This is a genomic window from Xenorhabdus sp. PB30.3 (assembly GCF_963895965.1).
Taxonomy (GTDB): Bacteria; Pseudomonadota; Gammaproteobacteria; order Enterobacterales; family Enterobacteriaceae; genus Xenorhabdus; species Xenorhabdus stockiae.
In genome coordinates this window covers 1-14,857 of sequence record NZ_CAWQMW010000194.1, presented here as the reverse complement: position 1 = coordinate 14,857, position 14,857 = coordinate 1, and the positions used below count along the sequence as shown (strand labels likewise).

Here is a 14,857-nt window from a genome sequence, read left to right as displayed (position 1 = left end):
TTGTATATGAATGAGTGTCTATTTATAAAAACTCATTTCGTTTAAATTCTATTTAGGTCACGATGATTTAATATTTCCATTATTATTCATAACATTAACCCTTTAAATTTTCTTTAATCTTTATTTTGGTTTTATTGCGCCAGGAATAACCTATTTTTTACATGATGATTAGATTGAAACATCAATAATCTGAGACATACTTTTCCCTCACCGAAGGTTTTCGCATTGTGGTTTAAAGATAATGTTCCCGTCTTTTTCATTTGAGAAAAAATATGACAAAAACTTTTTTCAGCCGGAAAAAAATAGCCACCGGGCTGACCGGATGGGGGATATTTACTCTACTGCCTGTGTATGCAGATGAGTCCTTAATTCACCAACAACAGCAACAGCAGGCGCAGGCGCAACGGCTGGAAGCCAAGCCGCCCCGGGTCAGTCTGTCAGATGATGCCGAAGCGGTGTCATCGTCTCATTTGACTTTTCCTAAAGAGTCACCCTGTTTTGATATCCGCCAGGTGACGTTATCGGGCCGTGAGGCCTTGCCTCACTGGGTTCCCTTGCAGCGTCTGGCTGATCAAGCCGTTGGACAGTGCCTGGGGGCGCAGGGCATTGGACTGCTGATGAGTAACATGCAGAATCGGCTGATTTCACACGGCTGGGTGACAACACGGATATTGGTTCCGGAGCAGGATCTCAGTCAGGGTGATCTAAAACTGAATGTGGTACCGGGAAAAATCCGGCAGATCCGTTATGCGGATGGGGCGGATAAATACGCCTCTCTGTTTACGGCGATACCTGCCGGGGCAGGAGAATTGTTGGATTTACGGGCGATTGAGCAAGGAATGGAAGCCCTCCAGAGTGCACAGAATACTCAGGCATCCATGGAGCTGGTGCCGGGGGACGAGCCCGGCGAAACAGATATCGTTGTCCAGCGTCAGCAGTCCCGCTTCTGGCATATGGGGGCCTGGCTGGATAACAGTGGCACAAAAGCCACCGGGCGGGAGCAGGGAGGGATGATGTTCGCCCTCGATAATCCGACCTCACTGAGTGACCTGCTTTATGTGGCGGTGACAAAGGATTTATCCTTTACCGGCCGCAAACATTCGGCCAATTACACCGCGCATTATTCCGTACCTTTTGGCTATTGGCAGTTTGCTGTTACCGGCAGCAAATACACGTATGCACAAACGGTCCCTCTCCTAACTGAGGATGCAAAATACCGTGGCCGGAGTCAAAGTCTCAATGCCCAACTTAGCCGGGTGTTACACCGCAATACGCATTCGAAGACGACGTTAACGTATGGCGTGAATGTCCGCCAAACCCGGAACTTCATCAAACAAACCGAAGTTGAGGGCCAAAAGCGCCGAACCAGTAACTGGAGCCTGAGACTGGATCACCGCCATTATATCGGGGATGCGGTACTGGATGCCGGCATACGTTTCCAGCAAGGTACCCGTTGGTTCGGAGCCCTGTCTGCATCGGAAGAAACCCGTTATTCACCGGACAGTGAAAATTATGCCACGGCCAAACCGCGGATAACTCAGGTTTCCGCCTCACTCAATACGCCTTTTACGCTGGACAGCCAGCCCTTTCAGCACCGCATTGAATACCAACAACAATGGAGCTACAAGCCATTGACACCTCAGGATCGGTTCAGCATCGGTAATCGTTGGACGGTACGCGGTTTTGACGGTGAACATTCGCTGAGTGCTGATGAAGGCTGGACGGTGCGCAACACCTTCTCATGGCAGACTCCACTGCCGGAACAACAGCTTTATCTGGGCGCCGATTATGGTCGTGTGAGCGGTAATAACACGGCCTTTGAAATTGGCCGCACACTGTCTGGGGGTCTATTGGGAATGAAAGGCCCGATCCGCTCAGCCAATTTAGTCTACGATGTGTCTGTCGGAACGCCTTTTTCCAAACCGGACGGGTTTAAAACTGACCCAACGTATGTGGCGTTTAGCCTGAACTGGCAGTACTGAGGACAAATACCGATGTTAAGTGGTGTTGAGGCTGCTCTCTGCATGAGTGCTGAGAGCGGCGTATTGCCTTAGTGCCACTTATTGAAACGCACGATTGTTTCCTATTCCTATTTCTGCGCACGATACCATACTGGTGACGTGCGGGACCAAACAGTGATTGAATTCAGGGGGGAATGAAGCGCACTCATGGCAAGCTACTCATCCCCGGTGACACTACTGAAATGAGGTTCGCACGATGAATAAGCTGCGTTATCGCGTGATTTTCAGCAAGACCCGTCAAATGCTGATAGTGGTTTCAGAACTGGCGAAAAGCCATACCATGGAGTCGACACACCGTGACATCCCCGTCAACGCGGTGTCATCCCGTTACGTTTCGTTGCGGCCATTAATTCTGGGCGTTTCATTGGCGTTGGGGTTGGTCAGTCAGCCTGTCGGCGCCACGATTATGGCGGATAACCAAGCCCCCGGCAAAGAACAACCGACAGTTATCGCCACCGCCAACGGTATCCCGCAGGTCAACATTCAGACTCCGAATAATGATGGGGTATCCCGTAACCAGTATCGGCAGTTTGATGTGGAGCAAAAAGGGGCCATCCTCAATAACAGTACCGCGAATACCAAAACGGCGCTGGCCGGTCATATCACCGGTAACCCATGGTTGGCCAAAGGGGAAGCCAAAATTATCCTCAATGAAGTCAATAGCCGTGATCCCAGTAAACTGAATGGTTTCATCGAAGTTGCCGGTCAACGGGCAGAAGTGATTGTGGCGAACCCAGCCGGGATCACCTGTCAAGGCTGTGGTTTTATTAATGCCAATAAGACCACGCTGGCTGCGGGACAGGCCGTGCTGGAAAATGGTCGCCTGAAAGGATTCGATGTGAAAAACGGTCAGATTGCGGTTGAGGGGAAGGGATTGAATGATGAAAAAAGTGATCATACCCGCCTGATTGCCCGGGCCGTGAAAATAAATGCCAAACTGCACGCACAGAATTTAACCGTTACCACAGGTCAGAACCGGACCGATGCACAAGGTAATGTGCTGCAAACCGCCGCCAGTGACGGAAACGGCAAGCCCGAATTCAGCCTGGATGTGGCTGCCATTGGCGGTATGTATGCCAACAAAATAAAACTGGTGGGCACGGAAAAAGGGGTCGGTGTGCGTAATGCGGGGCATTTAGGGGCACAGGCCGGGGATGTGCTGCTCAACAGCAACGGGAAACTGATCAATAGCGGCTCAATCACTGCGTCCGGGAATATCACCAGTCAAAATAAGGGGAGTCTGGTGAATCAGGGCGAGATGGCTGCGGGTGTTGATAAGAACGGTAAACTGACCCAGCCCGGTCGTCTGACGATTGACAGCCGGGGTCAGCTGACTAACGGGGGGACTCTGGCTGCGTCTGAAAACATCACCCTGAAAAATGAGGGCAACTGGTTAAATCAGGGGCAAGTGCAGGCCCATGAGTTGGTCGTCCGCAGTGAGGGACATCTCACCAACAGTGGCAAGCTGACGGCTTCAAAGGATATCAAGATTGATAATCAGGGGGATCTGGCCAATCAGGGTGAAATGACGGCCAACCGGGATATCACCCTGACCGTGCGCGATCAGTTAGCTAATCAGGGTAAAATTCGGGCGGGCCGTCATCTGAGCAGTCAGAGCACTGCCATACAGAATCAGGCCGATGGTCAGCTGGCTGCCGGTGTAGATCGTGACGGTAACGTGACGCAACCCGGCACGCTGACCCTTAAAGCCAGAAAAACCGCACAATTGAAGGGGCAGATTGCAGCGCACGATAATGTCTCTGTCGAAGCTCAGGATCTCTCACTGGAGAAAAGCCAGACATCAGCCCGCAACCTGACACTGACATCAGACACGCAACTGAATTTACAGGATGCCAAAGTCCATGCCCGTCAAAATCTCACGCTCAACGCACCTGAGCACATTGATAACCAGCGCGGAGATCTGAGTGCGGAGCTCCTGACGTTAACCAGCCGAAAATTGAACAATCGTCAGGGCAAAATCACCCAAACCGGACCAGAAGCACTGGTGCTGAATCATCAGGACGGCATTGACAATCAGAACGGTCTATTGGAGACCGATGAAGCGCTGGTGATTCGAACAGGTAGTCACTGGAATAACCGTGGCGGCACGGCAAAAGGCGGCAAGCAGGTCAACGTCTCTGTGCAGAGTATCGACAATACGAAGGGCCAACTACGCTCCGGGGGTGACCTGATACTTGATAGTACCGGGAATGTCATTAATCAGGCAGGCATCCTGGCGGCACAACACAACCTGCACTGGCAGGGTGGTGTTAACAGCCTGCTGAACAATGACGCGGGCACGTTATTGAGTGACGGCGCCATGTCATTGAAAGGTAAGACGCTGCTCAACCGCCAGCAGGGTACAATCCTGAGCAAGCAAAAGCTGACCCTGACCACCGCCGAGAGCATCGATAATCAGTCTGGGGGGATGAGTGGCAAACAGCTGCAACTGACAACCCGGCGCCTGAACAATACGCGGGGTAAGTTGCTTAGCCAGGGGCGTTTGCAGATAGAGGCGGATCAGGCCATCGACAGTGAGAGTGGGCTGTTGGAAGCTGACGAGGAGCTGGTGATCCACACGGACGGTCATTGGGATAATCGCGGTGGTCGAGCAAGAGGAGACAAACAGGTCATCGTCTCTGCGCAGAGTATCGACAACACGAAGGGCCAACTACGCTCCGGGGGCGACCTGACGCTCGACAGTACCAGAGATGTGATTAATCAGGCGGGTATCTTGGCGGCACAACACAACCTGCGCTGGCAGGGCGGGGAAAATGGCCTGCTGAACAATGATGCGGGTACGCTACTGAGTGACGGTGCCCTGTTATTACAGGGTAAGAATCTGCTCAACCGCCAACAGGGGCTTATCCGGAGTCAGCAGGCACTGGATCTGGCCATCGCCGGCAGTGTGGATAACCAGTCTGGGGAGGTGGGTGGCAAACAGCTGCAACTGACAACCCGGCGCCTGAACAATACGCGGGGTAAATTGTTTAGTCAGGGGCGTTTGCAGATAGATGCGGATCAGGCCATCGACAATGAGGATGGTCGGTTTGAAGCCGAAGAAACACTGGCAATCCATACGGACGGCCACTGGAATAACCGCGGCGGCACGGCACAAGGGGGCAATCAGGTGACTGTCTCCGCGCAGAACATCGACAACCGCGACGGTAAACTGTACTCCGGGGGCGATCTGATACTTGATAGTACCGGGGATGTGATTAATCAGGCAGGCATTCTGTCGGCACAACGCAACCTGCGCTGGCAGGGGGGTGTTAACAGCCTGCTGAATAATGATGCGGGTACGTTGTTCAGCGATGGCGCGATAGCCCTTGTGGGTGGGCAACTCACCAACCGCCAAGAGGGGCTTATCCTGAGTCAGCAGGCACTGGATCTGACCATCGCCGGCCGTGTGGATAACCAGTCCGGGGAAATGGGTGGTAAGCAGCTACAACTGACAGCACAGCACCTGAATAATATGCAGGGAAAAATGCTCAGTCAGGGGCCCTTACAGATTGAAACCCGTGAGGCGATCGACAGTGAGGGGGGGCTGTTTGAAGCCGACGAGGAGCTGGTGATCCACACGGGCGGTCATTGGAATAATCGCGGCGGCACGGCACAAGGCGGTAAACAGGTCATCGTCTCCGCGCAGAGTGTCGACAACACGGCGGGAAAATTGCGTTCTGGGGGCGATCTGACGCTCGACAGTACCGGGGATCTCATTAATCAGGCGGGTATTCTGGCAGCACAACACAACCTGCGCTGGCAGGGGGGTGTTAACAGCCTGCTGAATAATGATGCGGGTACGTTGCTCAGCGATGGCGCGATAGCCCTTGTGGGTGGGCAGCTCACCAACCGCCAGCAGGGGCTTATCCTGAGTCAGCAGGCACTGGATCTGACCATGGCCGGCCGTGTGGATAACCAGTCCGGGGAAATGGGCGGCGAACAGCTGCAACTGACAGCACAGTACCTGAATAATATGCAGGGCAAAGTACTCAGCCAGGGGCGCTTACAGCTTGAAGCCCGCGAGGCGATTAACAGTGAGGCTGGATTGTTTGAGGCCGCAGAGGCACTGACGATCCACACGGACGGTCACTGGAATAACCGCGGCGGCACGGCACAAGGCGGTAAACAGGTGACCGTCTCCGCGCAGAGTATCGATAATACGGCGGGAAAATTGCGTTCTGGGGGCGATCTGGCTCTCGACAGTACCGGGGATGTCATTAATCAGGCGGGGACGCTGACAGCACAGCAACGCCTGCAATGGCTGGGCGGGGAAAATGGCCTGCTGAACAATGACGCGGGCACGTTACTGAGTGGCGGCGTCATGTTATTACAGGGTAAGAGCCTGCTCAACCGCCAGCAGGGATTTGTCCAGAGCTTGCAGGCACTGAGTTTGGATCTCACGGGCGATTGGGACAATCAGGGCGGTAAATTGGCCAGTGTCGGACGTAGTACAGTGAATGCTCAGAGCCTCCGCAATGCGAAGGGAGACGTTCAGGTGCTGGATGCGCTGGATATGAACTTCACCCGCACACTGGATAACAGTCACGGCCATATCTTCAGCAAACTGATGCAGTTCCTGCGGGCGGAGGAGATGGTTAACGCCGGGGGATGGATGGGCAGTCAGGGAGGCTGGTCTGCCTCAGGCAGACGGTTTGACAACCGTGATGGCGACATACTGAGCCAGCAGGCGACAACACTGACGGTGAATACGCTGGATAACCAGAAAGGCACACTGCAGTCAGCGGGTGCCTTGATGCTACAGGCAGACAAGATTGATAACCGGGCCGGTAAAATCAGCGCTCAGGGAATGCTGGATGTCGCGGGAACGGCAAAGGGCACCGCAGCCGGTTTATTGCAGAACAGGGGCGGCCAGTTGCTGGCCGGTGACGGACTCACCGTGACAGTGAAAAACATAGATAACCAGCAAAACGGGTTGATCTACAGCCAAAAGTGGCTGCATCTGGTCTTAAGCGGCAGCCTGGATAACCGACAGGGTAAACTGCAAAGCGAGGGAGATATGCAAATTGTTGCGCAGTCGCTGCTGAACAAGGCCGGCTCGATGGCGAGTCAGCAAGCGTTGGGTCTGCGTATTCTGGAACGGCTGGATAATAGTCAGGGCGCGGTGAGAAGCAGCGGTAATCAACAAATATCGGCCGGGCGGGTGGATAACCTGCAGGGGATCTTCAGCAGTCAGGGCGGAATTAATCTTGCTGCGAGCCGGCTTGATAATCAGAACGGTACCCTTATCAGCCAGTGGGACGGGGTTTACCGTCTTAATGAACTCAATAACCCGCAGGGTAAAGTGCACAGTGGCGGCACATTAACACTCAATAGTGAACAGGTGAACAACCAGGGTGGGCAACTGGTCTCCACCGGGGCGATGCATCTTAACAGTCAGCAGATCAATAACGACGGGCAAGGAAAAATTACCAGCCAGAATGCGCTGGTTGTGCAGACTAACCGGCTGAACAATCACGAAGGTGGATTGTTACAGGGCACGACCCATACCGATGTTATCGCACGTGAGCTAAACAATCGTGCAGGACGCTTGCAAAGTGCGGGTTCCCTGACGCTATCGCGCCTTGAGGTACTGAACAATCAGCAGGGATCTCTCCTCGCCAACAATACGTTCAACATTAACACCGATGCCCCTTCTGTGCTGACACTCTCTAATCAGGGCGGAACCATTCAAAGTGGAGAAAGTCTGGCAATCAATACCCGCCTCCTGAATAACCAGGGTGGAACCGTACTCAGTCAGCAGTCGTTGGCGCTGACCGTGCAGCAGGATTACACCCACCGGCTCGGTGATACGCTGAGCAGTAACGGGGCGGTGACTTTCAACATTGCCGGTACGTTGACGAATGAGGCCGACTGGCGACTGCCGGATAGCCTGACCGTCAACAGTACCCATTTCACTAACGTGAAAAACCTCATCGGAAAAGCCCTGCAACTGACCACGGGAATTCTGCGCAATGGGGGGCGACTGGAAGCCGACAGCATGATGCTCACCAGCGACAGACTGGATAACACTGCCACAGTGATGGGGGATGATATCACGGTACGTAGCCGGGTCATTGATAACTACGGGCGTAATGCGGTGATCGCTGCCACGGAAGCGTTGAGCCTGCGTGCCAGTACACATCTGAAAAACCGGAATGGCAGCTTGATCTACAGCAGTGGTTCACTGTATCTGGGCAGTGATGATCTGATTGAGAACCGGGGCAGCCGCATTGAGGCTGATAAAAATGCCGTGGTTGAGGCAAAGCGGCTGGATAACTTGCGTACCGGGCTTTACATCGAGAGGGAAGCGGAAAAAAGCGAATACGAATGGCATCGTTATCACTACAATTGGCGATCTTATGGCTCATCGGTTAATACCGATCACAATACCATCGCTCCCGTCAAACAGCGTCTGACATTCCGCAATAACGCAGAAGCGGAAATGAATCGCTACGGTACCCTGCTAAATATCGATGCTGCCGGTAAACGTGCACAGGTACGGGTGAAAGACAACGAAGGGCAGATGCGTGAACTGTGGGTGAACTATCTTGCTCTCACACCGGGCCGTGGCGGCAGCTATGACATGACGTTCTACGAGACACGGGGGCATCGTCAGCACGAGGTGCCGACACCTTATCACAATACCGTCTGGCGCGAGCATAACCGGGGATACATTGAGCAGTGGGATCCGGCGAAACACATCAACATAGCGGATGCACCCTATGTGACGGATTACAACAATTTCCGGGAGCGCTCGGTCACCGGAACCCGGATACGGGATAAATTAGTGTCCAAGGGGATTGGTGCCCATATTCTCTCGGGTCACAACCTGGTGCTCAACATTACCAATCAACTGCGTAATGACGCCAGTACGATCAGTACTAACGGTAATCTGTCGATAAAAGGCGACGGTAAGATCACTAACCAAGGCTATTCCGTGAATGAACGCCGGACGGAATTCATTTCTGACCACTACGACAGAGATACCCGCCACTGGTATCCTCAATTCAATCACGAGGAAACCACGGCGATAGACACTGTCGACAGCATTATCACCGGGCAGGGAAATGTTTCTATCAACGGGGCATCTCTTGAAAATACCACGGTTAATCAGGCACAAATTAGCCGTGTTGCGGCAGCTCAGGAAGCCATCACCGCCGAACGGACACAATGGGAACGCAATCCGCTGTCGGTGGAGGTTGACGGGGGAGCCTGGCAAACAGGGGATAGGCAACTGACATCCGGCAGCAGACTGGCGACCCCAGATATCCCGTCGCTTACGCCGGGCGGCCAACGGTTGACAGCGGACATTCCACCGTTCACATCAGGCAGCCAACGGTTGACGTCGGATATCCCGCCGTTTACGCCGGGTAGCCCGCGTCTGACACCGGATAGCCAGCCACTCACGCCAAGCCGCCGACCGCTCACTCCGGCCGAACGGATCCTGACCGACAAGCAACACCTCGGTAGCGTGGCTACCACTCTCCCCAATAACGGCTTGTTCCGTCAGCACCCGGCACCGGAAAGCCGTTATCTGGTGGTGACCGACGAACGCTTTACCAACAGAAGCCAGTTCATCAGCAGTGATTATATGCTGCAGCAAATGGGATATAACCATGACCGGATCCATAAACGATTGGGGGATGGGTTCTATGAGCAACGGCTGGTACGTGAACAATTACTCCAGTTAACCGGCCGGCCTTCTGTACGTGGCGAAGATGCGCTGGAACAATATAAATCATTGATGAAAAACGGTATTAAGGTGGCGAAAGATTTTCAACTGGTACCGGGTGTAGCGCTGACGCCGGAACAGATTGCCGCGTTGCAACAGGATATCACCTGGCTGGTGAGTGAGACAGTCGATACCGACACCGGCCCGCAGACCGTGTGGGTACCTAAAGTTTATCTGGCGAACACCACGTTGCGCCTGGCCGGTGATGGTGCCGTCATTGGCGGGAACACCCTGCAACTGTCAGCCGACAACATTCAAAACGCGGGCAATCTGTTTTCCAACCAGGCGCTTAACATTGATGCCGGTCAGTTCCGGCATCAGAGCGGGGATATCCGCGCTGACAGCATCAGCGTACAGGCAGACAGCCTGTCCCTGATCACCAACCTGCAGGACGCCTTGCGTCAGGCGACAATGAGTGCCCGTGATATCAGTCTCAGCGGCGGTGATATCGGGCTGCAGGGGGCGAAACTGGATGCCCTGCAGAATCTTAGCCTGCACGCCCGCAATAATCTGGATATCACGACAGCCCGAAGCCGTATCACGGGCAGCATAGACGTAATCTCAGGTGCAATGGGCAACCGTACCAGTAGCGGTATAGAAGAGGCCGGGAAGCGACGGGCACGCATTAGCGGCGAGTGGCAACAGGCACTGGGCAGTACGCTGAATGCCGGGGGAAACCTCAGTCTGACAGCAGAACGGGATCTGATCCTGAAGGGCAGCCAGGCGAAAGCGGATGGCCTCACCCGGTTGCAGGCGGGTGAGGATGTGAAGTTACTGGCGGATACGGCCACCACCCGCACCGATCTGGAAGCCAATAGTCGCACTTCGTCGGTGCACAACAGTCGCCGGGAAGACCGGCTGCATCTCAGCACGCTGGGCGGCAATAAGAACGTGACTATTCTGGCGGGAAAAAATTTCATGGCAGAAGGTGCACAGGTTGAGAGCCAGTCAGGGGGAATTGGGCTGAGTGCCCAAGCGGTCACTATCAAGGATGCCCGCCAGTCCGTGACGGATCAGGACAGCGAGAGCAAGCGGGTAGGAAGCACAAAAAGTCAGCGTAATATGGAGACAGTCCGTGACAAGAGTATAGGCAGTACCTTCAGCGGACGTGATGGTATTGTAGTAGTTGCCCGTGAAAGCGACATCATGGTGACGGGCAGCACGTTGCATAGCGAACAGGGGGCACTGGCGCTGCAGGCGAAAAAGGATATGACACTCAACAGTGCCACCGAGCGTGATTATTTGTACTCGGAAGCCCGTTCGGATAAAGCAAGCGTCTTGTCTAAGCAGCGCCGTGATGCGGTACAGAAAGATAACGTCACCCGCGAGACAGGCACTCTGCTCAGTGGAGACAGCATTCATCTGGCTGCGGGCAATGATTTGGCGGTGAGCGGCTCGGCGATAGCCGGAGATAAGGACGTGACCTTACAGGCCGGCAACAATGTCGATGTGACTGCCGCGACTGAAACGCAGTCTCATTATCGGCGGGAAGAAAAGAAAAAGCGCGGATTACTCAGTAGTGGGGGGATCGGTTTTACCGTGGGCAGTCAGTCTACCCGCCATCAGAGCAATGAAAATGGTACTACACAAAGCCAGAGTGCCAGCACAGTAGGGAGCAACCGGGGCGATGTGAATATTACCGCCGGTAACCGTGCCCATATCAGCGGATCGAATTTAGTCGCAGGCCAGGATCTCAGTATCACCGGCAACAATGTACACATTGATCCGGGCTATGACAAACGCACGCGGGAAGAAACGTTTGAATCGACGCAGAGCGGTTTGACGCTGTCACTGTCAGGCACGGTAGGTAGTGCGCTCAATACGGGAGTCAGCGCTGCCCAGCAGGCCAGAAAAGCCAGTGAAGGGCGGCTCAAAACGCTGCTGGATACGCAAGCTGCACTCTCCGGTGCGCAGGCGCTTCAGGCGTGGCAATTGAGCGAGGCGCAGTCGGCCAAAGCGGCAGCGATTAATCAGGTGGGGGGGCAGGCCGAGAAACCCACCGATGTGATTGGGGGGCAGCTGTCGCTGGGCAGCCAGTCATCAAAATCGGCCACCCGGCATGAACAAACGGTGACGCAGGGCAGTCAGCTGAACGCAGGGCGGGATATTCGTATTACCGCCACCGGCGAGAAAGAAAAACCCGGCAGCGGTGGGGATATTCAGGTTCAGGGCAGCGAACTGAACGCCGGCAGGGATATCAGCCTAAGTGCAAAACGAAATATGACCCTGACATCAGGCCAAAATACCGAAACACTCCGGGGCCAGAACAGCAGTAAAGGGGGCAATATCGGTGTCGGGCTGACCGTGGGGCAGGGCGGAACCGGCCTGAAATTCTCCGCAGGCGGGAATGCCGGCAAAGGTCATGAAAACGGGGATAAGCTGACCCATACGGAAACCCAGATCACCGCAGGCGGTCAGGTGACTCTGAATGCCGGGCAGGATGCCGGGCTGAAAGGGGCACAGGTGCGCGGTGAGAAAGTGACCGCCAATATAGGGGGTAACCTGCACCTGCAAAGTGAGCAGGACACCGACAACTACGGCAGCAAACAACAAAACGCCCGCATCGGCGCCAGCGTGACCTACGGCGTGCCGGGCGGATCATTCTCAGCCCATGCCAGCCAGGAAAAAATGACCAGCCAGTACCAGTCCGTCAACGAACAGACCGGCATTTTTGCCGGGAAAGGCGGGTTTGATCTCAACGTTGGCAAGCATACCCAACTGGACGGCGCCGTCATTGCAAGTCGAGCAGACAAAGGCAAAAACCGGCTGGAAACCGGTACGCTGGGCTTTAGTGATATCCAGAATAAAGCGGCATACCAAACCGGACAGCAGAGTGCCGGGATCAGCACGGGCGGTGCCGTGGGCAGTCAACTGGTCTCCAATATGGCCTCGAACATGCTTTCCGGCACGGGGAACCAGGACAGCAAAACGTCCACAACCCATGCGGCCGTGAGTGAAGGGGCGATTGTTGTCCATGACAGCAGTAAGCAGAAGCAGGATGTGAGCCAGCTCAGCCGCGATCCCGCGAATGCGGCTAATAGCCTCAACCCGATTTTCGATAAAGCGCAAGAGCAGCAACGACTGACGCAAGCAGAGGCTATCGCGAATATTGGCACCCAGGTGCTGGATACCTACAATACCCAAGAGGCGATAACGGCGACAAACAAAGCGACGACCGCCTTGAAAAATCCGCAAAGACAGCAATACTGGAAAGAAAAAGCCAAAGCCCAGCTTGACCAAGAAAACGTGAAGGCCACGCCGGACGCTCTGGCTGACCGGGCCTACCAACTCGCTTACCATGAGGCGATCAAGGCTCAGGGGGTCGATATTGGCGGCAACCGCCGTCAGGCAGTCACTGCCGTGGTATCGGCGCTTCAGGGACTGGCAGGTGGGGATATCAAAGCCGCCATTGCCGCAGGTGCCGCGCCGTCTCTGGCCAATTCGGTGAAAGCCGCGACTGACGGCAATCAAGCCACCAATCTGTTGGCACATGCGATACTGGGCGGTGTGATTGCGGAAATGAAAGGTGGTTCAACGATTGCGGGTGCCACGGGCGCGGTCGGGGGCGAACTGGCCGCCTCGGCTATCGCACAGGCCCTGTATCCCGGTAAAGCATCCAGTGAACTTACACCGGATGAGAAGGAAAAAATCAGTAACCTGTCTACACTGGCCGGAGGCATTGCGGCCGGATTAACAACGGATTCTACTGCCGGTGGGGTGGAAGGGGCACAGAGTGCGAAAAATGCAGTGGAGAATAACTTCCTGAGCGTTAACGATTTGGATCGCTTTGCGCAGCAAGCCCGGAATTGTGAAGGGGACAGTTGCCAGAAGGTGATCAGGGAGATGGTCGATACCAATATCCGCCAGAATCAGGAAATGATGGCGTTCTGTAACAGCAACCCGGATCAGTGTGCGCAGAAGTACGGTTATCTGGTTGAGCAGTGGGACGTGTTTGAGCGTACCATCAGAAATATGGACCGGGACGGCACCCTGCCGGATGAATTCAAAAATTACCTGCCAGCGGTGAATACACTGGGTCAGGCGGCCACCGGTAAAGTGGGCGAACTTGGCTGGACAAAACGCTTTGAAGCAATGGGCATGAGTAAGGAAACAGCTGCTGCGATGGCGATGACATTGCCGGTTGTAATGGAAGGAACCAAAGGACCGAAGTCATCCCCAACAACAAAAGGAAACTCAGGTGCAGTTGTTAATACAGAGAAAGCTGCGCTGGAAAGGATTGGGCAAAATAATCAAGGCACGACAAACCTTGGTGATAAATCGGCTAATACTGTTTACCATCAGCAGCTTATTAAAAATGCTGAGAATATATCAACCGCAAAACCGGGGCAACAGGTTGCAGTACCAAGGGATCTGAATGAACAAACTTTATGGAAACAGGTTGAATCTAATCCGTTAGAGGGAAGTAAGTTGTTAGGTATGAATAAAGATCCCCGTTTTCCTACAGCCGCTGGTTTTCAGAAAATGGAAGCAAAGCATAGGCTTCCTGATGGGCAAACAATAACTATACATTACCAGTACAACTCAAATACTGGTAAAGCTTATGACATGAAAATTACTACTCCTCAGAGAATCCAACAGGATCCTAAAAAGGTAATAGATTCAATAAAGGATAATGTTAAATGAAAATAAAAGAATCAGATGGCTCTATTGTTGATATTTTTGCCATATATTGGTTTGGTGATGAAACATATTTTTATGGATTACCACCAAATTATGGAGGTTTACAGGCATATAAATCTAATGAAGTCTCAGTTATTGATACAACGATAGATTTCAGAACTGTTTTTTTCTCAAACGATGATGCCAAGAGTGTTCACCATTGGGCATTAATAGAAGAAAAATTATTAGACGATCTACTTGAATTAGATGAAACTGCTTATCAACGCTTTTTGGCAATCCTAAAGGCGGAAGGTAATATAGAACAAGATTTTTGTTAACCTCAGATCCCAGCTCAAGCGCTGGGATCTCCTTTTTGTATATAGAAAACCCCCTGCTAGGCAGGGGGTTCCGTAGAGCTTTCAGCGATGAGGCAGCTATAAAAACCCCTTTTGATTTGTTAAAACACCTTGCGGTCTGGCAA

Annotated in this window: 3 protein-coding genes; all 3 read left to right on the top strand. The window is 53.6% G+C overall.

The features are described 5' to 3' along the window. Positions 1–272: 272 nt before the first annotated feature. Entirely contained in the window at positions 273–1,982 is a 1,710-nt protein-coding gene (locus AACX38_RS20470; protein ID WP_228865439.1) for a ShlB/FhaC/HecB family hemolysin secretion/activation protein, read from the top strand. A 235-nt stretch (positions 1,983–2,217) separates the two neighbouring features. Continuing rightward, positions 2,218–14,400 (top strand): hemagglutinin repeat-containing protein, encoded by a 12,183-nt coding sequence (locus tag AACX38_RS20465; RefSeq protein WP_228865437.1) that lies wholly within the window; start codon positions 2,218–2,220, stop codon positions 14,398–14,400. Continuing rightward, entirely contained in the window at positions 14,397–14,714 is a 318-nt protein-coding gene (locus AACX38_RS20460) for a hypothetical protein (protein WP_228865435.1), read from the top strand. Before AACX38_RS20465 ends, AACX38_RS20460 begins: the two co-directional genes overlap by 4 nt. Positions 14,715–14,857 lie beyond the last annotated feature (143 nt).